Genomic DNA, 20,196 nt, shown 5'->3' with positions numbered 1-20,196 from the left:
CTCAGGGGGAAGTTGGGGGAGCGAGCTTGGCCGCAGAGAGGTCTTCTGCCGTGGCAGAGGGGGATACGGTGCTCAGCAAAATCAAGATATCGCGATATTCCACCTGATCCGGCCCGCGACGGGGGGATCCCACTTGCACCACCGCCTGTTGGAGAGGCTTTTTGGGGTGGGGGGGAGACTCGAACACCAAGGTGCGGATCCCATTGGCCTGCTCGATGTCCGAGAGGATGTCCCAGCCCCGGCCCCACAGGGTGCGGCGGTAGTAGGCGGCAATCGCCTCCAGAGGCTGAGAGGTCTGCAAGATCAGGGAAGCAAGGCCCCCCTCTCGATCCCGAATCTGCCCTGAAGAGACGATGACAGCGTTGGGCAACTGCAAGTGACGGGGAAACTGGGGGGGAAGGGCGCGGGCATCTCCTAGGGAAGCCTCAAAGTGCGTGCCATCTTTGCCGATGTGACGCCGCACGGGATCCTGATCCACTTCTTGAGCAACCGGATCAGGCATCTTGCGGCAGGCCACGAGGGATCCCGCCAACAGCCCCAGGGTTAGCCGAGTAAGAATAGGCAAAGAACTTGGCCCCACTGACGTGAACCGCTCAAGACGGGGATTTTTTCTCATCCGTTGGCCAGGGATCCCTGACTGGTTATAGCGGATCCCGCCTTTGGATACAACTGAACCTCCTCTTCTGATTCCGAGCCAGGCTCGAAAGCAGCCATCATTCCTCCAACCAGGGCTGACAACTGCACACCAGGTGGCGATCCCCGTAGGCGTTGTCGATGCGGCTGACGCTGGGCCAGAACTTGTGGGCCTTGACCCAAGGGAGCGGGTAGGCGGCCAGCGAGCGAGGATAGGGGCGATCCCAGTGGTCGGCAGCCACCACCTCGGCGGTGTGGGGGGCCAACTTGAGGGGATTGCGCACCGGATCCATCTCGCCTCGCTCAATGGCGGCAATCTCCTGGCGGATGGCAATCATCGCCTCGCAGAAGCGATCCAGCTCCTCCAGAGATTCGCTCTCGGTGGGCTCTACCATCATCGTCCCCGGCACCGGCCAGGAGATGGTGGGGGCGTGGAAGCCATAGTCCATCAGGCGCTTGGCCACATCTTCCACCTCGATGCCAGCGCTTTTTTTCAGGGGGCGCAAATCCAAAATACACTCGTGGGCCACCCACCCCCCCGGCCCCTTGTAGAGCACTGGGTAGTAGGGATCCAACCGCTTGGCGATGTAGTTGGCGTTGAGGATGGCCACTTGGCTGGCCAGGGTGAGGCCGGCGGATCCCATAAGGCGAATGTAGGCCCAGGAGATGGGCAAAATGCTGGCACTGCCCCACGGGGCAGCGCTGACGGGGCCGTTACAGCCGGGCAAAACAGGATGGCCAGGCAAATAGGGCACAAGGTGAGGGGCCACGGCAATGGGCCCTACCCCCGGCCCACCTCCCCCATGGGGAATGCAGAAGGTCTTGTGCAGGTTGAGGTGGCAGACATCGGCCCCCAGCTCCGCAGGACGGCAGAGGCCCACCTGAGCGTTGAGGTTGGCCCCATCCATGTACACCTGTCCCCCCGCCTCGTGGACGATCTGGCAAATCTCGCGGATCCCTTCCTCAAACACACCGTGGGTAGAAGGGTAGGTGATCATCAAGGCGGCCAGCCGCTCCCCGTGCTGCTCCACCTTGGCCCGCAGATCCTCAATGTCGATATTGCCGGCTTCATCACAAGCTACGCTCACCACCTGCATCCCCGCCATCACGGCGCTGGCCGGGTTGGTTCCGTGGGCCGAGGTGGGGATCAAGCACACCTGCCGCCGGCTTTCCCCTCTGGCTTGGTGGTAGCGGCGGATAGCCAACAGGCCGGCATATTCCCCCTGAGATCCGGCATTGGGCTGCAGAGAAACTCCGGCAAAACCGGTGATCTCCGCCAGCATCTTTTCCAACTGGGCAAAAAGGGCTTGATAGCCACGGGCCTGCTCTAGGGGCACAAAAGGATGGAGCTGGGCAAACTCCGGCCAGGTGACCGGCATCATCTCCACCGTGGCATTCAGCTTCATGGTGCAAGAGCCCAAGGGGATCATGGAATGGGTGAGAGCCAGATCCCGGCTTTGCAGGCGGTGGATATAGCGCAGCAGCTCAGTTTCCGAGTGGTAACGGTTAAAGACCGGATGGGTGAGGTAGGGGGTGGTGCGCAGGAGCTGGGGCGGCAGGCTCTGGCCCAAATCCGGCCCTGGGCTGTCGGGATCCCAAGCTGGCGGTAAGGACTCCGCTCCGCTGCGGGGAAGGGTTCCGGCAAAGATCTCCCACAGATCCCGCAGATCCTGAGTGGTGGTGGCCTCATCCAAGCTGATCCCCAGCGTCCGGTCATCGATCTGGCGGAGGTTGATCTGTCGCTGGGCAGCGCCGGCCTGGATCGCCTGCACCTGCTCTGGAGAAGCTACCTTGACCCAGAAGGTATCGAAGAAATGCTCGGGCCCCACCTCATAACCCAACTGGCAGATCCCAGTGGCCAAGTGATGGGCCTGGCGGTGGATGCGCTCGGCTATGTGTCGCAAGCCGCGGGGGCCGTGGTAGACGGCATACATAGAAGCCATCACCGCCAAAAGCACCTGGGCAGTGCAGATGTTGCTGGTGGCCTTGTCCCGCCGGATGTGCTGCTCGCGGGTCTGCAACGCCAAGCGCAGGGCTGGCTTGCCTTGAGCATCCTGAGAAATCCCCACCAGCCGTCCTGGCAGCAGCCGCTTGTGGGCCTCGCGGGTGGCGAAGTAAGCCGCATGGGGGCCGCCATAGCCCAAAGGCACGCCGAAGCGCTGGGTGGATCCCACCACGATGTCCGCTCCCCACTCTCCCGGCGGTTGCAATAGGGTTAAGCTGAGCAGGTCGGCAGCCACCGTCACCGCCATCCCCTTCTGGTGAGCCTGCTCCACCAACTGCCGGTAGTCCCGGATTTCCCCAAAGGTGTTGGGATATTGCAACAGCAGCCCAAAGCCCTTCTCCGGGCAAAACTCCGCCAGATCCGTCACGCGCACCTGGATCCCCAACGGCTCTGCCCGCGTCTGCACCACTGCAATCGTCTGGGGATGACAGCCCCGATCCACCCAGAAAACTGGGGATCCCCTGCCTGCCAAGGTGTAGGCAAGAGCCATGGCTTCGGCGGCTGCGGTGGCCTCGTCCAGCAGGGAAGCATTGGCGATCTCCATCCCCGTCAGGTCGATCACCATCGTCTGGAAGTTGAGCAGGGCTTCCAACCGTCCCTGGGCAATCTCAGCTTGGTAGGGGGTGTAGGGGGTGTACCAGGCAGGGTTTTCCAGGATGTTGCGCTGAATCACCGGCGGCGTCAGGGTGTTGGAATAGCCCATGCCCAAAAAGGAGCGCCACACCTGGTTCTGGGCCGCCATTGCCTGCAGTTCCGCCAACACCTGCTGCTCAGGGCAAGGGGATCCCAATTGCAAAGGCTGGCTGCTGCGAATGGCCGGCGGCACCGCCTTCTCCACCAGCTCCTGCAGCGAACTCAGCTCCAACACTTGCAACATCTGCCCAATTTGCCGGGCATCCGGCCCAATGTGCCGTCTGAGAAAGAGTTCGGTCTGCCCCAGCAACTCCAGCTCCGGAGAAGGCGTGGGTTGTGGGATCCCTGGAGATGGATCCCGGCTGGGGGGGTCAAGTCGAGTCGAGTGGAGAAGGGCCAAGTCGGACATGGTGCGATAGCCGAGAAAGGGAGAGTAAGAAAGACTGTCTCCTGATCATAGTTGTTAAAAATTGTTTCTGTCGGGATCCAAATCCTGTCTTGGCCCTCGATTCGGGGTGGAGGGGATGAGACACTAGATGGTCGGAGAATGTTAGCAACCTATACAGATGAGCCTTTTGGATTCTGCTTGGAGAAGTGATGCTATGCGCTGGCTGCTGTCCATCTTGGTTCGTGTGGTTTTAGTGCTCTGTCTGTGCTTCGCTCCTTTGGGGATCCCTGTTGTGGCCAGGGCCGCAGAGCTTCCCCCGGTAAAGCACTTGGACACTCCGATTGACGTGAACAACACCATCTTGCGCAACTACCGCCAACTGCCCGGCTTCTATCCCACCCTAGCTCGCATCCTGGTGAAAAATGCCCCCTACAAGAGCCTGGAAGACATGTTGCAGATCTCAGGCCTGACAGAGCAGCAAAAGGCCTTGATCAAAGCCAACGCCGAGAACTTCGTGTTTGGCGAGTATCAGGAAGGGGCTAACCAACTGGAAAATCGCATCAACCAAGGGTACTACGGCTGATCTCGGCAGAGGGGCCATCGGGAGAATCGGCTTTTGTAGGAAAGGGATCCTGTGGCCTACGATAACGTCTGCAAGTACTTGGTGGAATGGTTCCCCGAGTCCTTTGCCCGGTGGCTACTGGGATCCCCGGTTCCCTTGATCCAGCTCCAGCCAACGGAGCTCTCCAGCGAGCCCATTCGCGCGGACTCCCTCATCCTGCTGAGGGCCCAAAACCTGATTTTGCATCTGGAGTTTCAAACCGATCCGGATCCCGACATTCCCTTGCGCATGGCCGACTACTGCCTGCGCCTGTTCCGTCGCTATCCCGACCAGGAGGTGCGGCAGATTGTCATCTACCTAAGAAAAACCCAGTCAGAACGGGTGTACCAGACTTCTTTTCAACGGGGATCCCTGTCCCATCGCTTTGAGGTCTTGCGCCTGTGGGAACAAGATCCAGAGGTGCTATCTCAATATCCAGGACTCCTGCCTTTAGCCGTGTTGGCAGATCCGGAAAACCCGGAGCCGCGACTCCGCCAAGTGGCCAGAGCCATAGCTGAGATGGAGGATCCCAAGCTGCGTCAGGAGTTGAAAGCGGCCACTGCCGTCTTAGCAGGATTAACATGGACGCCAGAGGAAATTAGCAGGGTACTGGGAGGTCTGGCTGTGCGGGAATCTGTGATTTACCAGATGTGGCGGGCAGAAGCCCTCAAAGAAGGGCGAGAGGAGGGCCTAAAACAAGGCCTAGAGCAAGGTCTGCAACAAGGTCTGCAACAAGAGGCTGCTCGACTGACCTTGAGTCAACTGCAGCGCAAGCTGGGGCCCCTGCCGGAAGACCTGTCTGAAACCATCCGCCTCTTACCTACCGAGCAACTGGAGGCTTTGGCGGAAGCGCTGTTGGACTTCCAAACCCTGGCCGATTTGATCCAATGGCTCAGGGAGTCATCATCCAACTAGGGTTTGCCGTCGCGGCCTTTTCCAACCTCACAAGACTCTGTGGGTGAGTTAGGATCCCTGTTACTCAGATGGACTCGATGAAACGGCCACAGGTTTTGATCTGCGGCTACCATGGCTACGGCAATGCTGGCGACGAAGCCCTGTTGCTGGCTCTCTTACGACAGCTAGAGCAGTTGCCCAGCCCCGTACAGCCGGTGGTGCTCTCCCCTTGCCCTGCCGAGACAGCTGCCACCTATGGGGTGCTGGCCTGCCCCCGCTTTGACGGCTGGGCTTTGCAGCGCTGTCTGGCCCAGGCCCAGGCTTTCATCTGGGGTGGGGGCGGTCTGTTGCAGGATCGCACCAGTTGGCGCAGCCCTCTCTACTACCTGGGGGTGATGGGCCTAGCCCAGCGCTGGGGGCTAAGAACCGTTGCCTGGGCCCAAGGGATCGGGCCGCTGCAGCGAGGGTGGATTCGTGCACTGGCCCGCCGGTCTCTGGCAGGTTGCACGGCCATTAGTGTGCGGGATGGAGTTGCCTCCCAATGGCTGCAAGAGTGGGGGATCCCTCACCAGGTGGCTCCGGATCCCGTCTGGAGTTTGCCGTCCAAAACCTTGCCGGAATGGGAAACGTGGCCTCAGCCCCGCATTGCTGTGGTCTTGCGTCCGCATCCGCAACTGACTGGAGCCTGTCTAGAAGCTTTGAGCCAGGGTTTACAGCGTCTCCAGGCTTCCACGGGGGCATACCTTCTCTTCGTGCCCTTTCAGCTGGCTCCTCCCGGATCCCCTGACCTTGGGCCAGACTACCACTTGGCTCAGCAGCTTCAGCAGCGCCTACCCCACCGTAGCCAAGTGCTGGAAATTCGGGATCCCTGTCTATTGAAAGGAGTCTTTCGGGGTGTCAGGCTGGCGATCACCATGCGCTACCACGGATTGGTGATGGCGGCGGCAGAGGGCTGCGCCTGTTTTGGTCTCAGCTACGATCCCAAGGTGAAAACGCTGCTCCAGGAATTGGGCATGCCTGGCTGGGATCTGCAGGAGATGCCCACCGATCCTGAAGCCTTACACCAAGCTTGGCTGGCCTGCTACTCAGAGGGCCTAGCTCTCAGCCCTGCCCAAGCTGACCTGTGGGCGAGGCAATCGGCTCAGCACGCTCAGTTGTTGAGACAGCACCTGAAGTGGGGTTGATGGGGTTGCCTGGAGAAGTTGCTGCCAGGGCGAATTCCGGTAGCGGTTCTTCTGGAGAGCCGCTTTACCCCAAAAGTAGGGAGGCACGGTGTCCCCGAACCAAAGCGCTGCGTGCATCCGCTTGAGGAGGCCCCCAATTCATTGAGGGGAGGACGTCACCTGAGAGGGTTTTGGGGGAGAAACTCCCGATCCAGGGGCAGGGGGGCGACAGGTTGGGTGAGGGTAAATTGGCCGCTTTCTATCCACTGCTTGAGGATTTCGGCAATTTGCATGGAGCGGCGCAGGCTGGCCAGAGGGGCAGTGCGAACCTTGCGGCCATTGAGGGTGATCTGGCCGGATTTGAGCTGGGCATAGCTCACTAAGCCAAAGGTGGGCCGCACCCGGCGGGGAATGGAAAAGTCGATCACCGGTGCCACCAGTTCTTCATCCCGGATGGCGATGGCCTCCAAATCCGCAGGAGCGAGGATGGGAATGGGGATCCCGACCCCCAACATCAAGCTGGGGCCGTAGTTGCGGAAGTAGCAGCCCCTCACCCATTCCGCCTGCATTTGCTTGGCATCTCCAATCAGGGCCAGGGTGGCCGCCGGGCCGATGGGAGTTTGGTTGGGCAATCGCTTTTGCAGCGGAAAGTGTTGGGTGCCCTCCCAGGCGACGTAGCCGATGCCGCCTCCCAAAAAGATGCGGCTGCCGATCCCCACCCGGCGCAACAGGGGATCGTTCAACAAGGGGGATAGCTCTCCCGGGTTGGAATAGACGGCATTGCCCAGATGCGGTTCCAACAGACCCAAGTAGGTGTACAAAGGCCGATCCCCGCCGTTCACCCCGACGATGAAGTTTTGGTAGGCATTGCGGGGGTTGAACAGGTAAAACTGGTTGAGCTGATCCCGAGTCAGGGTGGTCTCGTAGTCGGCGCGGGGGTAACAATCGGTCACTTGGCCGATGGCCCGCAAATGGACGCGCTTGCCCGCCACCAGGTCGGCAATGACATGGCCGCCCCCATAGGCTTGATCCGCTTGCTCGCTGGGTTGGGCTGCCCCCAGGTAAAGATCCACCGCGCCAAATCCGGCATAGGCCGGTACCCCGTTCAGCCAAGCTTGGCGAATCTTGATGGGCGGATCCGTATGGCCCAGGTTCACAATGGCTCCTGAAGACTCCATTGGCTCAAAGGTGCCGGTGGTGATCACATCCACCTGCTCAAAGGCTTCCTGGATCCCCAAGGTGGCCAGCTTGGCTTTGGCTTCCAGGGCCGTCCACACCCGCACCTGGCCTTTGGCAATGCGTTGGTTAATCTGGTCTAGGGTTCTCTCCATGGGATGTAAAGATCGCAATGGTTGGTCGCGTTGGCGGTGTGGAGCACTAGGCAGTCTTGATCGCTTGATCGTCGAGGGATCCGCTCCCATCTTGAATTCTCTCGTGAGGCAGCTCTTGGGACTGGCTCAATGAATAGCTTAAATGGACGGGGATCTGGGCCGGTGGGGCTTAAGGGGATCCGGCAGTATGGGCCGCTTTTGCCGGCGTTGGGGTTGGTGGGCCTGCTCTACGGCGGGGGGCTGCTGCTGGCTCTGGCCCAGAGTGTGGGCCTCTACGGCCTGGGCGAGAGGGGGTTTACCCTGCAGGGGTATGGGGAGCTGCTGCGGGATGCGGAAGTCGGGGGATCCCTGTTGCTCAGCCTCAGAATCGCTCTGTTGGCAACGGGGTTGGCGCTGCTTTTGGGGCTGGGGCTGGCGCTGCTGTTGCGGGGGGTGGGGGGGTGGGCCATCTGGCTTGGCCAGTTGACGCTGCCGATTCCTCATTTGGTGGGGGTGGCGGGGATGCTGCTGCTGCTGGGGCCCAGCGGTTGGCTGGCGCGGCTGGCCTTCCAACTGGGCTGGATTGCCTCGGATCAGGATTTTCCCTTGTGGGTGAACGACCGCGGCTATGTGGGGGTGTTGCTCTATTGGCTTTGGAAGGAGATCCCGTTTGCCGCTCTGGTGGCGCTGACGCTGCTGCGCGGGATGGGATCCGAGCTGGAGCAACAGGCTCGGCTGCTGGGGGCTTCTGCCGCCCAGACGTTTTGGTATGTAACGCTGCCCTTGCTGAGGCCGGGGCTGCTGGCCACCGGGATTCTCATCTTCGGCTTTGTCTTCAGCGCCTTTGAGGTTCCCTTGCTCTTAGGGCCCACCTACCCGCGCACCTTGCCCGTTCTGATCTACCAGCGCTTCACCCACATCAACCTGGAGCAGCGGCAGCAGGCGGTGGCGCTGGGGATCATCCTGCTGGCTGTCTCGGCAGCGGTGGTCAGCCTAATCGGAGGGCTGTTTGCAGCCAGAGTATCCTTTCTGCAGCTGCCGTTTGGCTCAGCGGGACGGAGTCCTTGGAGAAAGCCGTGAAAGGACGCAGATGGATTGGGGGATCCCTGCTCCGCCTTGGGGTGGCCGGAGTGGCCCTCCTTTGGGCTTTGCCCTTTGGGGTGCTGGCCCTTTGGGCCTTCACGCGGGCCTGGTATTTTCCCGATGCCCTGCCCCGGGCATGGAGCATAGCCGGTTGGCAGCAACTGCTGAGCTGGGGATCCCAGTTCCGGGCAGCCTTCGGCCAGAGCTTGCAAATTGCCCTGTTCACCACCCTGCTGGCCCTGGGGGTGGGGATCCCGGCGGGACGAGTTTTGGGCACCCATCCTGTGCCCGCCTGGCTGCGCCTGCTGTTGCTGTTGCCCGTCATCACCTCTCCTCTGGCTGTGCTGATGGGGATCCAAGGGGTGCTGATTCGCCTGCGGCTAGACGGTGCCCTGCTGGGGGTGGTGCTGGTGCATCTGATCCCCACCATTCCCTACATGGCTCTGGTGATGGGCAGTGTGTTCGCCCGTTTCGACCGCGGCTACGAGGCGCAGGCCCGCTGTTTGGGGGCGGATCCCTGGCAGGTGTGGTGGCAGGTGACGTTGCCCCTCATTGCCCCTGGGGCAGCCATTGGGGCGGTATTTGCCTTTTTGATCTCTTGGAACGAATTTTTGCTCACCTTCTTTGTCGGCGGTGGGCGGGTTCTCACGCTGCCAATGCTGCTCTACAGCCTTTTGCAAGGGGGAAACAACACCTTGGTGGCCGTGGTGGCCCTCCTGTCAGTGGTGCCGGGGTGGTTGGCCTTGCTGGGGGCCAGCGTCTGTTTGGGGCAGGCCATCGGGCTACCCCCCACAGAGGTTCAAGAGGGGGAGAGCTAATATCCCTTCAGGGCCAGGTTGGGCCGTTGCAGAGCAGCTCCCACCCGTTGAACCTGAGTTTTGAAGCTGCCATCTCGCTCCAGCCATATCTGCCTCAGGGCAGGGGGAATTACCTCCAGGCCAAACTGGGGGCTCTTGGGACGAAATTGCACACAGGTTGAGGGACAAGCCAGGTAATCAACCCCCTCCCGCCGGCGGTGCAGGTCTTGGTGAATATGGCCGAATACAACGAGGCGGATGTGGTCGAACTCGTCCAGAACCCCAAACAACCGCTCCGGCTGCTGCAGGGCACTTTGATCTAGCCAGGCAGAATCCACCGAAAAAGGGGGATGGTGCAGGGCCAACAAAACATGGTGTTGGGCAGCTTTGCTCCGCTGCAATTCCTGTCTCAGCCACAGCAGCGTGCGCTCCGTCAGGTAACCGCTATCTTTGCCGGGCACGAGGGAGTTCAACAAAATAAAGCTCCAATTTTCCCGGCTGAAGCTCTTGTCCCCAAATAGCCGCTCGGCGTGGAGCTCTTGGTTCATGGTGTGCAGGCGATCGTGGTTGCCTGCCAACCAGTAAGTATCGATGGGGAGAGCCTGCAAATGGGCTCTCAAACGGGCGTAAGATGCCGCACTGCCATCTTGAGAGAGATCTCCGGTAAGCAGCAGCAGATCCGGCAAGGGATCCAGAGCGGCAATGGCCTTTTGCACCTGCAGGAAAGAGGCTTCCGTGTCCACCCCCAGCAGCCGGTGATGGGGCCTGGCAAACAGATGCAGGTCGCTGATCTGAACCACGTATACGGTCATAGAGCAGGCCCAAGAGGGTGGGATCCCATCTCCGCAGGTTCAAAACACTACCGTTTTACGTTTTAACACCAGATGGCCCGGCTGGAACCCGTAGGTAGGGTCACTTCGATTCAAGCTAGGACACTGCACCCACACCCAAAACGTTGGTCGCGTCTTCGCGTCAGCGTTGCGGAGCAATAATCCCCAGAACCACAAGGCTTTTCTCAGTAGCCCAGGCGTCTCGCCCCCAACCTAAAATGACCATAACTCAGCCCTAAAGGGCTCAACCTTAACCTACCCAAGTCCGTCAACCCGGTTCAATCACTTGAGAAAATCCTCTCAGGAAAAGCTTTAGGAAACATTCAGAGATCGGCCCACGTTCCTAAAGGCAGCTTGCACCTGAGGCCAGCGGGATTCCTGGGTAGAGGCTGTCAGCGTGTAGAGGCGATGGTGCCGAACGGTCACCGTCACCACCTCATGACGAAGCTGGGATCCCATATCGGTTTGGTATTCCAGCAGGTAATAGGGGTGCTCCTGCCGCTCAAAGGCTTCGGCAGACAACAGCTTGGCCGAGCGACCGGATCCCTCAGGAGCAATGATCTTCTCCGCCACCAACTGCCCCACCTCATCCGGGCTGCCCAAATCGGCAATCGTCTCCCCCTTGTCAAACGGGGCGATCATCAGGCTGACGTTCTCGGTCTCGTACACCAGGTCGCGCAGGAGTACCACCGGCCCTTTCCCCGGCCCAAGATTGACCGCCACCATGCCGTTGGGGTAGGCAAAAGCAAAGGCTCCGCTGGGATCCCTGTAGGCCCGTAGGTTAGAGCCTGCGGAACAGGCACCGACCACCAAGCTGAGGCAGACACAGAGCAGCAACAGCGCTCTAGACAGCCACGGGCTGGTTGCGTAAGTGGGCCACAGGCCTGATCGGGCAGAATGCCCGCCTCGTGCTGCTGACATTGCTGGGATCCTCTCCTCAGATGGGTTGCCTATTGTTCCTTTATCATCCTAGTACGAGCGCACTCCCTCTAGCCCGTTGACCGTCAATTCCCAACGGAAAACTCCCCCTGCAACTTAGCAGCGGGGTTGCCGACGTGGGTTGAAAAGCGAGGGATCCCCAAGCTTGGAAGCAACTGCCGCTATTGGGGGAGCCGCTTCTCGAAATCCAGATCCGGTAGCGGCAGGTTGGCCTGGGCACCTCCTTGGCCGGTGAGCATTGCCAAGCGGCGGGAGATTTCATCGTCCATGGCCATTTCATCCAATTGGGCAGCAATCTGCTCGCTGCGATCTTCCGAGAGCTCGCTCATGGCTCGGGATCTGAGCTGGCGAGCCTGGATAGCATTCTTCGCCGCCTCAAATTGCGACTTGGCCGAGTCGATGTTGTAGGAATTGTTGACGCGGGCCATCTGCTCCAGAGCTTGGTTCACCTCGTTGATGTCTTTGAGGTTGCTCAGCTCGCTCTTGTAAGCGGCCAATCGCTCTTTCTCGCGGGCCAGCTTTTGCTTGGCGGCGTTGACGTAGCGCTCGGCAGTTTCCACGTTCTCCTTAAGGGGGCCGAGAATGGCCTCAATTTGCAGCGCTTGGGACATAGCCAGGCGGGCAGCCTCTTGATCGCCCCGTTGGGCGGCCAGGCGAGCCTTGTTCTCCAGGGCCTGGTACTCCCGCACCTTTTGCATGTACTTTTGTTCAGCCCGCTGATAGGCAGCCACTTGGGTGGCAACGGCTTCCGTGAGACGCTGAACCGTCTCCTGCATGGTGCGTAGGGATTCTTCCGCCACCATCACCGCTCCTGTGCCGCCTTTCTCCACCGGGATCCCCCACAGCCAGTTCCAAGTTCCGACGATGACGCTGCCGGCCCGTTGCCCAAAAATGCCGTAGATGATCTTGCGTGCGCCCATGGCTTGACCCTCTTGCCTACGCGTGCCTCTACTGTATTTAATTTCTCCCCAACTGGAAAGATCTCAGGGATCCGGCAAGTGGACAAATTCAAATCCCCGCTTCTTCAAAGCTGGGATCAACTGCCGCGTTACCTCAACCACTTGGGCTCCTCCTTGTACCCCATCGTGCAGCACGATCAAGGAGCCAGGCCGCACCTGGGCCAGCACCCGCTCCACCACCACCGATACCGGTGGGATCAGCCAATCCTCAGGCACCACGCTCCACATCACCGGACAAAAGCCCCAACGGCGCAAATCCGCAAGCGTCTGCGGCCAAAACAAGCCATTGGGCGGGCGCACAGCCCGATAATCGTCAGGGATCCCGCCACAGGCAGCCACGAGGGTGGTTTGGCTGCGCTTCAGGCTCTGATAAAGCTCTCCAGGGGCAAGCTCGGTAAAAGGGCGATGCTGCCAGCCGTGAAGGCCAATGCGGTGGCCTTGTTGGCGGATCTGACGGGCCAGGTGGGGCCAGCGCTGCACCCGTTCTCCCAACACAAAAAACGTGGCCGGCACCTGAAAATCCATCAAAACCTGCAACAAAGCAGGGGTGTACTCAGGGTGAGGGCCATCGTCAAAGGTCAGAGCCACCCGCTGGGTATGGGGATCTGCCGGCAACTCCCACAGGCCGTCGGGAAAGAGGGTCTTGAGGCCCCAATGCAGGGGTGGGTAGAGAGATGGGGGCAGGATTTGCTGAGAAGAGAAGAGCATTGTGGTGGGCTGTATTTTGTCCAGAACCAGAGGGCAATGCTTTGGGTGATCAACTGGGTAACAAATTTAGGTATTGCCGATTGAGCCAACCAATTGAAAAAATGGGCATGAGCATTGTAGCCCGCAAAACGGAAATCAGGGTTGGCGGGCCCGTCGATGGGCTTTTGGATCTCGTCCTAGCCAGTTGTGATTACAGATTGTGCCTACAGATTGTGATTACAGAAGTTGCCATTGGGTGTCGGCAGCAGCCCGCCGCTCGAGTTCTTGAGACGGATGTGGGATCCCTTCTGCCCATAGCCCAGATCCGATAGGCTAGATTCACCCTCAAGGTATCAGCTGATGGCTTGGCAAACTCCAACACTGCTGCTGGTGGATGGTCACTCTCTGGCCTATCGCTCCTTCTACGCCTTTGCCTACAGCCGCGAGGGGGGGTTGCGCACTTCCACTGGGATCCCCACCAGCGTCAGCTTTGGCTTTTTGAAATCGCTGTTAGAAGTCTTGGACAAATACACCCCTACCCATGTAGCCGTTGCCTTTGATACACGGCAGCCCACTTTTCGCCACGAGGCCGACGAAACCTACAAATCAGGCCGCCCGGAAACGCCACCGGAGTTTATCGAAGATGTGGAGAACCTGAAGCAGGTGTTGACGGCACTACGCATCCCGATTTTGGTGGTGCCTGGTTTTGAAGCCGATGACATTTTGGGCACCCTCAGTAGGCTAGCCCCCCAAGATTACCGGGTGCAGATCTTAAGTGGCGATCAAGATCTGTTCCAGTTGATCGATACCGATGGAAGAGTTCGGGTTTTGCACCTCAACAGCAAAGATCGCATCAGCGAGTTTGGCCCCGAACAAGTGAAAGAAAAATTGGGCATCTGGCCTTGGCAGGTGGTGGATTATAAGGCCCTCTGTGGTGACCCTTCTGACAACATTCCCGGGGTGAAAGGGATCGGCCCCAAGCGAGCTGTGGAGCTGCTGGAGCGCTACGGCAGTTTGGATGAAATTTTCGACCACCTGGACGAGATCCAAGGAAAAGTCCAGCAATACCTCAAAGAAGGGATCCCGGCGGCCCATCACTCGCAATTTATGGCTCGGATCAAATGCGACGTTCCTCTTTCTCCCGACTGGGAGAGCATGAAATTAACCGGGTTTGATCAAGCAGAATTGCTGCCGCTGCTGGAAAAATTGGAGTTTCACAGCTTCATCGCCCAAGTGCGCAAAATACAAACGGCTTTGGGGGGGATCCCAACCGAGGCAGAGGTGGTTGGCGCTTTTAATCCCACCGGGGATCCCGCAAACGCTCCTGACGAAGCCCTGTGGTTTGATTTTGCCGTGGATCCCGTCCCTTCTCTGCCGGCAGTGCGCATCATCGATACGCCGGAGCAACTGGAGCTTTTGCGGCAAGAGCTGTTGGCCTGCCCAGGGATCGTAGCTTGGGATACTGAAACCACCAGTCTAGATCCACGGGATGCCCAATTGGTGGGGATCGGCTGTTGTTGGTCAGAGGGAGATATCGCCTACTTGCCCATCGGCCACCGCCAGGGATCCAACCTGGATTGGGAGCTGGTTAAACAAAGCCTGCAACCCCTTTGGGAAGATCCCAACCGACCCAAAAGCCTACAAAACTGTAAGTACGACCTGAGCATTTTCCGCGCCCACGGGATCCGCCTGCAAGGGATCCAGTTTGATCCCATGTTGGCCAGCTACGTTTTGGATCCAGAAGCCAGCCACAACTTGGCCGATTTGGCAGCTACCCATTTGGGTTTGCCAACCACCAGCTACAAAAAGTTGCTGGGCAAGGAACAGTCCATTGCCGATATCCCGATTTCCAAAGTTGCAGAATACTGTGGAACCGACGCCTATTGTGCCTATCGTCTGGTGCCAATCCTCACCGAAAAGCTGCAGAAAACCGATCCACGCCTGTGGGATCTTTTTATTCAAGTCGAGCTGCCCTTGGCCCAAGTTTTGGAAGAGATGGAGTGGATCGGCATTCGCGTTGATACCGAGTTTCTGAGGCAATTTTCCCAAGAGCTGGAACAAGAGCTGCAAAGTTTGGAGCAGAAAGCTTATGCCCAGGCTGGAGAAACCTTTAACCTCAATTCTCCCAAACAACTGGGATCCCTGCTCTTTGAAAAGCTGAAATTGGACATTCGCAAAACCCGCAAAACGGCTACTGGCTATTCCACTGATGCCTCGGTTTTGGAAAAGCTAGAGGGGGATCATCCTCTCATCGAAACCATCGTGCAATACCGCACCTTGGCCAAGCTGAAATCGACCTATGTGGATGCTCTGCCTGCCCTGGTAAGAAGCGATACCGGCAGAGTCCACACCGACTTTAACCAAACCGTTACTGCCACCGGCAGGCTCAGCTCCTCAAACCCCAACTTGCAAAATATTCCCATTCGCACCGAGTTCAGTCGCCGGATTCGACAAGCTTTTATTCCCCAAGAGGGATGGCTATTGGCGGCAGCAGATTACTCTCAAATTGAGCTGCGCATTTTGGCCCATCTCAGCCAAGAACCTGCCTTGCTGGAAGGCTTTCGCTCAGGAGAAGATGTGCATACCCTGACCGCCCGCCTGCTCCTGGAAAAACAGGAAATAACCAGCGAAGAACGCCGCCTGGCCAAAACGATCAACTATGGGGTGATCTATGGCATGGGAGCGCAGCGCTTTGCCCGCACTGCGGGGGTTTCTTTGTCGGAAGCCAAGCAATTTTTACAGCGATTTAACGAGCGCTACGCCGGCATTTTTGCCTATCTGCGCTCCACTGAAGCCTTTGTGGAAAAGCATGGCTATGTAGAAACGATCTTGGGTCGCCGTCGCTATTTTCCCAATTTGTCTCGTCTGACAGGCCATCGCAAACAAGCGGAATTGCGAGCAGCTGTGAATGCTCCCATTCAAGGATCCGCCTCAGACATCATCAAAGTGGCAATGGTGCGCCTGCAGCAAAAGCTGCAGAACTTTCGTTCCCGCCTGCTCCTGCAAGTGCATGATGAGCTGGTGTTTGAGGTGGATCCCTCGGAATGGCAGGCCCTAAAACCGCTGATCCAAACAGAAATGGAAGGAGCGGTGCCCCTCTCCATACCGCTGGTGGTGGATATCCAAATTGGCCACAATTGGAAGGAAGCCAACTAGACCATGGGAGGCAGAAAACCCCAGGTTTGCAAGGAAAGGGATCCCGGCTCCGTGAAAATGTTAAGCTATGTAAAAGCGTTTGTTGTTTTCCTATGACTGTTGAGATTTACACCTGGCGTTTTTGTCCCTTTTGCATCCGGGCTAAGCAACTGCTGGATCGCAAAGGCGTGAAGTATATCGAGTACGCCATCGATGGAGACGAGGCAGCACGGGCGGAAATGGCCAAGCGGGCCAACGGCCGCCGTTCGGTGCCGCAAATTTTCATCAACGACCAGCATATCGGCGGCTGCGACGATCTTTACGCGCTAGAGGCTCGCGGCCAGTTGGATCTGCTCCTACAGCAGGCCAGCTAAGCCTCAACTGTATCTCTCATCACTTTGTAGCCTGTTTAACTTGAGCGCGAGCCTGCTTCACCATGGCAATTAAGGTTTGATGGGCGTCCTCGGAGTCCCGCAGGGGGTGGTCGAAGCGGATCCGCAGCGTTTGTACGGCCCCGTCGACCTGCACCCGCAAGTCCATCCCTTCCGGGTCAATGGCCTGCATGCGGGCTTGGGTAACTCCTTCCACCTGGCCAAAGACCCTGGCGTAGAGGGCTATTGCATCGGCATGATCTTCGTTCATGTGCTTGCAGATGCGCTCGCTAACTTGGGGGGTGAGAGGATCGCCCATGGCAGTTGTTTTTAGCTTACAGCCCTCAGTTTAAAGCTCCCGCCAGTCCACAGTAAACTACCCAACCCTACCCCTGGCCAGTACAATAATGCGGCTAACCCAGCGTTAAAAGCGGCGCTCCCGGATAGGCAGCCGTTTAGGTTTCAGAATAAAAAGGCAGGGATCCCTTCCCCTCCATCCCAGAGAACACCAGGGATCCAGGGGATCAAGCTTGTCCTTGGGCCTGTAGCTCCAACAGCTCATCTGCCATATCCAAAAAAGCCTCCCGATCCAGATAGGAGACATCTCCCACCCACTCCCCCAGCTTGACCACATAGACCTCGCTCAAGGTGGGCCGGCGCTGCAAATCGCGGGAATAGGCTTTCACCAACCCGAGCACCGATTGCTTTTTGACAATTCGCCTGTAGCGGGGATCGTCCTTGGCCCGCACACGATAGACGACTCCGGTCTCATCGCCAATTTCCATCTCAAACTGGCGCTCCCGCACCTCTTCAATGTAGAAGTTGCCCTCTTCATCCAGCTTTTCTCGCTCTTCCACCACCACCTCGTAGCGGCGAGTGCGCAACACCTGCCCAAAAAACAATCCCCCATAGGGAATCTCGCGAAAGGCTAGCTGACGGCGGGAGATGGTGTAGAGCGGCCCCCACAGGAAGGGATAGAGCAACGAGAGAATCCCGACCAGGAAGGCGATTGCCCCCAGAAAGGATCCCTCGCCGAAAGCGCGAGAGAGAACCAGCAACGCCACACCCACCAAAATGGCCGTGATGATGCGGCCCGTGCTCTTGAGGGCATCGCTCCAGTAAGCCGCATACTGAAGGCGCGTTGGCACCACCGGAATCACCGATTCGCATTCTTCTGGGGTTAGCTCCAACAACATGCTCCAAGGATCCTCACAATGCCACACTCCATCTGCAACGGGCCAGACCCTATCTTAAAATGAGGCAGGGGCGCTTTGCCGCCGGGCTTGTCTGCTGCCAGTCCTTGCGCACTTGCCACTTCCATGCCGACAGGATCCCATCTCTCCCCAACCGGCCAGACCATCAGACAGCAGGTGGCCCAGTTGGACGAGGGATCCCGTCGCGACAAGGCTTGGCTGGGGGATGCGGTGTTGAGCTTGTTTGCCCGGCAGTGGCTGCTTGGGCCACCTCAAGACTGGCAAGTGCCCTCCCCGCCCAGTTGTGACCTGAATCGCGCAGAACTCTTCACTTGGCTGACCTCCAACCAATTTTTGTCGGCCTTTAGGGATCCCACGCAGGTTGAGGCGGAAATCGGCCTGGTTTACGAAAAAGAAGGTCTACAAGCAGCGTTTGAATATATCCAGGCGCACCTGCTGCCTCTGTTTGTAAGGCAGGTGAACAACCGCGCCAAAGCCCTGCGTGGCAAACGCCACTAGCCAGTTTCTGAGCGAAGCAAGAGCGCGGCAGGATGGCTGGGCAGGTCGCCTCTTGAGGGGGAAGCAGAGTTAATGGGAAGAAGGGGGATCCACCCAGCGCCCATCGGCTTTGATCAAATCGATCAGCGCCTGCACGCCTTCCGATTCCGGCACCCTTTTCACTTCTTCTTTGCCGCGGTAGAGGGAGATCACCCCCGGCGTCTTACCCACATAGCCGTAGTCGGCGTCGGCCATCTCTCCCGGCCCATTGACAATGCAGCCCATCACGGCAATGTCCAACCCCACCAGATGCTGAGTTGCAGCACGCACCTTCTGCAGCACTTCCTCCAAATTGAACAGGGTGCGGCCACAGGAAGGGCAGGCCACATACTCCACCATGGTTTTGCGCAGGTTCAGAGCTTGCAAAATGCCGTAGGCCACCGGGATCTCCTTTTCCGGCGCTTCCGTAAGAGAAACCCGAATCGTGTCGCCGATCCCTTCAGCTAAGAGGGTTCCGATCCCCACCGCCGACTTGATGCGCCCATATTCTCCATCGCCCGCCTCGGTGACACCTAAGTGGAAGGGGTAATTCAGGCCCAGGGCATCGAAGCGACGGGCTGCCAGCCGGTAGGCCGCCAACATGACCTGCGGGCGGGAGGCCTTGAAGGAAAGCACCACATTGTGAAAGTCTTGCTCGGCGCAGATTTGGGCAAATTCCAGGGCCGACTCCACCATGCCCTCAGGCGTATCCCCGTAGGTGAAGAGCATCCGCTCTGCCAGGGATCCATGATTGACCCCAATGCGCAGGGCTTTGTTCTGGGCTTTGAGGGTCTGGACAAGGGGGGTGAAAGTTTCCCGGATTTTGTTGCGGATGGCCTCAAATTCGGCTTGGGTATATTCTGTGCGACCGGGCTGAGGTTTTTCAAAGACGAACAACCCTGGATTGATGCGCACCTTGTCCACGTATTTGGCTACTTCCAGGGCGATCTTGATGCCGTTGTGATGGACATCGGCTACCAAAGGCACCGGCTTGTAGGTTTGGATCAGCTTCTCCCGAATCGCCTCCATCGCCTTGGCATGGGCCATGCTGGGAACGGTAACCCGCACAATCTCTGAGCCTGCCTCGTGCAGACGGCGGATCCCGGCCACTGCCGCGTCGACGTCGAGGGTGTCCTCGTTGATCATGGACTGTACCACCACCGGGTGCTGGCTGCCGATCAACACATCAGCTACGGCCACCGTGCGGGTGGGGCGACGGGGATAGACCGGTTCTGGGTAGGGCTGCTGGGTGGGGGCGTTGGGCCGATCCAGGGTTTGCATAGCTTGGTCAAGCCAAAAGAGCTGCTCTAGCTTGATTGTAGGTCGGAAACTAACCTGGGGTTCGATTCAGCTAGAAATCGCAGGAGCCCCGCACTGTACCCGTAGGGTCAGTGCCGGGAGGAATGCGCTTTGATGAAGTACAATTGAAGTACAATGAACTTATGAGCCAAGTCCTGACCATATCCTGTAAGCTCAAGGTGTCCCCATCGCAAGCCGCCAAATTGGACGCGACGATGGATGCCTTTGTACAGGCATTGAACTGGGTCAACCAAAACATGCCGGAGAAGATCGTCAACGCGGTCAAACTGCAATCCCTTTGCTACTACGAGATTCGCGCCCGGTTTGGCTTGTCCAGTAACTTGGCTCAACAGGTGTGCAGGCGGGTGGCAGGCGCTCGCAAAGTGGCGAGACAGCGCAACCGTCCGGTTAAAGAGTTCAAGCGTAGGTTCGTCGCCTACGACGCACGTATCTTCTCGTTTCGCGAGAAAGACTGGACGGTGTCGCTGGCCACGGTGGAGGGTCGGGAGCGCTTTGGGCTGGCCATTGGTAACTACCAGCGCGGGATGCTGGCTGGTTCCAACCCAAAAGCCGCCACGCTGATCAAGCGCAAAGATGGCTCCTACTACATCCAGATTTGCGTAGAGGAAAAACCACCCAAGCAGCAAGATACCGACAAGGTGATCGGGGTGGACTTTGGAAGGACAGATATTGCCCATACGTCAGAGGGGGACAATTGGAATGGACAGCAGTTGAACAG

The 20,196-nt window shown here is 58.6% G+C and carries 19 protein-coding genes and 1 pseudogene; 10 read left to right on the top strand and 10 right to left on the bottom strand.

All coding sequences use genetic code 11. From position 1 onward, the window contains the following. Position 1 precedes the first annotated feature (1 nt). Both ACVW0C_RS12000 and gcvP read right to left on the bottom strand, forming a co-directional pair. The gene (locus tag ACVW0C_RS12000; RefSeq protein ID WP_457385593.1) at positions 2-565 is read right to left on the bottom strand and encodes a hypothetical protein; all 564 of its coding nucleotides are present in this window, start codon (positions 563-565) and stop codon (positions 2-4) included. 148 nt (positions 566-713) lie between these two features. Next, positions 714-3,680: an aminomethyl-transferring glycine dehydrogenase gene (gcvP, locus tag ACVW0C_RS11995; RefSeq protein ID WP_457385591.1), complete on the bottom strand. Its 2,967-nt coding sequence runs from the start codon at positions 3,678-3,680 to the stop codon at positions 714-716. A gap of 193 nt (positions 3,681-3,873) precedes the next feature. Here gcvP and psbU point away from each other — a divergent pair, with 193 nt between their 5' ends. The 3 genes from psbU (at position 3,874) to csaB (ending at position 6,338) form a co-directional block, all read left to right on the top strand. Further along, positions 3,874-4,242, top strand: coding sequence for a photosystem II complex extrinsic protein PsbU (gene psbU / locus ACVW0C_RS11990; protein ID WP_041436072.1), 369 nt, complete (start codon positions 3,874-3,876; stop codon positions 4,240-4,242). A 51-nt stretch (positions 4,243-4,293) separates the two neighbouring features. After that, positions 4,294-5,175, top strand: coding sequence for an Rpn family recombination-promoting nuclease/putative transposase (locus ACVW0C_RS11985; protein WP_457385589.1), 882 nt, complete (start codon positions 4,294-4,296; stop codon positions 5,173-5,175). A 77-nt stretch (positions 5,176-5,252) separates the two neighbouring features. Then, positions 5,253-6,338 (top strand): polysaccharide pyruvyl transferase CsaB, encoded by a 1,086-nt coding sequence (csaB, locus tag ACVW0C_RS11980; RefSeq protein ID WP_457385587.1) that lies wholly within the window; start codon positions 5,253-5,255, stop codon positions 6,336-6,338. A gap of 155 nt (positions 6,339-6,493) precedes the next feature. Here csaB and ACVW0C_RS11975 read toward each other — a convergent pair whose 3' ends face one another. Further along, on the bottom strand, positions 6,494-7,648 hold the full coding sequence (locus tag ACVW0C_RS11975) for a homocysteine biosynthesis protein (protein ID WP_414381633.1): 1,155 nt from the start codon (positions 7,646-7,648) through the stop codon (positions 6,494-6,496). 129 nt (positions 7,649-7,777) lie between these two features. Here ACVW0C_RS11975 and ACVW0C_RS11970 point away from each other — a divergent pair, with 129 nt between their 5' ends. Next, entirely contained in the window at positions 7,778-8,707 is a 930-nt protein-coding gene (locus ACVW0C_RS11970) for an ABC transporter permease (RefSeq protein ID WP_011431804.1), read from the top strand. Beyond that, complete coding sequence (locus ACVW0C_RS11965) at positions 8,704-9,528, top strand: ABC transporter permease (RefSeq protein ID WP_457385586.1); 825 nt, start codon at positions 8,704-8,706, stop codon at positions 9,526-9,528. Before ACVW0C_RS11970 ends, ACVW0C_RS11965 begins: the two co-directional genes overlap by 4 nt. Here the strand turns inward: ACVW0C_RS11965 and cpdA are convergent. The 4 genes from cpdA to ACVW0C_RS11945 form a co-directional block, all read right to left on the bottom strand. After that, positions 9,525-10,319 carry a 3',5'-cyclic-AMP phosphodiesterase gene (gene cpdA, locus ACVW0C_RS11960; protein ID WP_457385584.1) on the bottom strand — a complete coding sequence of 265 codons (795 nt, stop codon included), beginning with the start codon at positions 10,317-10,319 and terminating at the stop codon, positions 9,525-9,527. The genes ACVW0C_RS11965 and cpdA overlap by 4 nt on opposite strands. Before the next feature lie 330 nt (positions 10,320-10,649). Continuing rightward, positions 10,650-11,174 carry a photosystem II reaction center PsbP gene (gene psbP / locus ACVW0C_RS11955; RefSeq protein ID WP_414329451.1) on the bottom strand — a complete coding sequence of 175 codons (525 nt, stop codon included), beginning with the start codon at positions 11,172-11,174 and terminating at the stop codon, positions 10,650-10,652. A gap of 263 nt (positions 11,175-11,437) precedes the next feature. After that, a complete protein-coding gene (locus tag ACVW0C_RS11950; RefSeq protein WP_414400768.1) occupies positions 11,438-12,196 on the bottom strand; it encodes a PspA/IM30 family protein in 759 nt (252 codons plus the stop codon). A 63-nt stretch (positions 12,197-12,259) separates the two neighbouring features. Continuing rightward, positions 12,260-12,943 carry a polysaccharide deacetylase family protein gene (locus tag ACVW0C_RS11945; RefSeq protein WP_457385583.1) on the bottom strand — a complete coding sequence of 228 codons (684 nt, stop codon included), beginning with the start codon at positions 12,941-12,943 and terminating at the stop codon, positions 12,260-12,262. 80 nt (positions 12,944-13,023) lie between these two features. On the opposite strand from ACVW0C_RS11945, the gene ACVW0C_RS11940 reads away from it, so the two are divergent. The 3 genes from ACVW0C_RS11940 to grxC all read left to right on the top strand — a co-directional run bounded on the left by ACVW0C_RS11940 (position 13,024) and on the right by grxC (position 16,431). Next, positions 13,024-13,254, top strand: coding sequence for a hypothetical protein (locus tag ACVW0C_RS11940; protein ID WP_414355428.1), 231 nt, complete (start codon positions 13,024-13,026; stop codon positions 13,252-13,254). Positions 13,255-13,282: 28 nt separating this feature from the next. Next, positions 13,283-16,078: a DNA polymerase I gene (gene polA / locus ACVW0C_RS11935; protein ID WP_457385580.1), complete on the top strand. Its 2,796-nt coding sequence runs from the start codon at positions 13,283-13,285 to the stop codon at positions 16,076-16,078. Positions 16,079-16,170: 92 nt separating this feature from the next. Further along, positions 16,171-16,431: a glutaredoxin 3 gene (gene grxC, locus ACVW0C_RS11930; RefSeq protein ID WP_011431797.1), complete on the top strand. Its 261-nt coding sequence runs from the start codon at positions 16,171-16,173 to the stop codon at positions 16,429-16,431. 19 nt (positions 16,432-16,450) lie between these two features. Here the strand turns inward: grxC and ACVW0C_RS11925 are convergent, their stop codons facing one another. Continuing rightward, positions 16,451-16,747 carry a DUF2470 domain-containing protein gene (locus ACVW0C_RS11925; RefSeq protein ID WP_011431796.1) on the bottom strand — a complete coding sequence of 99 codons (297 nt, stop codon included), beginning with the start codon at positions 16,745-16,747 and terminating at the stop codon, positions 16,451-16,453. Between the two features lie 205 nt (positions 16,748-16,952). Beyond that, on the bottom strand, positions 16,953-17,624 hold the full coding sequence (locus ACVW0C_RS11920) for a hypothetical protein (protein ID WP_414350264.1): 672 nt from the start codon (positions 17,622-17,624) through the stop codon (positions 16,953-16,955). Between the two features lie 75 nt (positions 17,625-17,699). Between ACVW0C_RS11920 and ACVW0C_RS11915 the strand changes: the two genes are divergently transcribed. Continuing rightward, the gene (locus ACVW0C_RS11915) at positions 17,700-18,140 is read left to right on the top strand and encodes a hypothetical protein (RefSeq protein WP_457385579.1); all 441 of its coding nucleotides are present in this window, start codon (positions 17,700-17,702) and stop codon (positions 18,138-18,140) included. A 69-nt stretch (positions 18,141-18,209) separates the two neighbouring features. Here ACVW0C_RS11915 and ispG read toward each other — a convergent pair whose 3' ends face one another. After that, a complete protein-coding gene (gene ispG, locus ACVW0C_RS11910) occupies positions 18,210-19,439 on the bottom strand; it encodes a (E)-4-hydroxy-3-methylbut-2-enyl-diphosphate synthase (protein ID WP_011431793.1) in 1,230 nt (409 codons plus the stop codon). Between the two features lie 161 nt (positions 19,440-19,600). Here ispG and ACVW0C_RS11905 point away from each other — a divergent pair. Next, a pseudogene (locus ACVW0C_RS11905) lies at positions 19,601-20,196 on the top strand (RNA-guided endonuclease TnpB family protein); the annotation flags it as partial.

The organism is Thermostichus sp. OS-CIW-26, assembly GCF_054058395.1.
This window is presented reverse-complemented; position numbering and strand designations above follow the sequence as displayed.

Coding starts and splice junctions, on each gene's coding strand:
- ACVW0C_RS11970 (WP_011431804.1), top strand. CDS start 7,778: ATGAATAGCTTAAATGGACGGGGATCTGGGCCGGTGGGGCTTAAGGGG.
- ACVW0C_RS11925 (WP_011431796.1), bottom strand. CDS start 16,747: ATGGGCGATCCTCTCACCCCCCAAGTTAGCGAGCGCATCTGCAAGCAC.
- grxC (WP_011431797.1), top strand. CDS start 16,171: ATGACTGTTGAGATTTACACCTGGCGTTTTTGTCCCTTTTGCATCCGG.
- csaB (WP_457385587.1), top strand. CDS start 5,253: ATGAAACGGCCACAGGTTTTGATCTGCGGCTACCATGGCTACGGCAAT.
- ACVW0C_RS11975 (WP_414381633.1), bottom strand. CDS start 7,648: ATGGAGAGAACCCTAGACCAGATTAACCAACGCATTGCCAAAGGCCAG.
- psbU (WP_041436072.1), top strand. CDS start 3,874: ATGCGCTGGCTGCTGTCCATCTTGGTTCGTGTGGTTTTAGTGCTCTGT.
- ispG (WP_011431793.1), bottom strand. CDS start 19,439: ATGCAAACCCTGGATCGGCCCAACGCCCCCACCCAGCAGCCCTACCCA.
- ACVW0C_RS11950 (WP_414400768.1), bottom strand. CDS start 12,196: ATGGGCGCACGCAAGATCATCTACGGCATTTTTGGGCAACGGGCCGGC.
- gcvP (WP_457385591.1), bottom strand. CDS start 3,680: ATGTCCGACTTGGCCCTTCTCCACTCGACTCGACTTGACCCCCCCAGC.
- polA (WP_457385580.1), top strand. CDS start 13,283: ATGGCTTGGCAAACTCCAACACTGCTGCTGGTGGATGGTCACTCTCTG.
- cpdA (WP_457385584.1), bottom strand. CDS start 10,319: ATGACCGTATACGTGGTTCAGATCAGCGACCTGCATCTGTTTGCCAGG.
- ACVW0C_RS11945 (WP_457385583.1), bottom strand. CDS start 12,943: ATGCTCTTCTCTTCTCAGCAAATCCTGCCCCCATCTCTCTACCCACCC.
- ACVW0C_RS11920 (WP_414350264.1), bottom strand. CDS start 17,624: ATGTTGTTGGAGCTAACCCCAGAAGAATGCGAATCGGTGATTCCGGTG.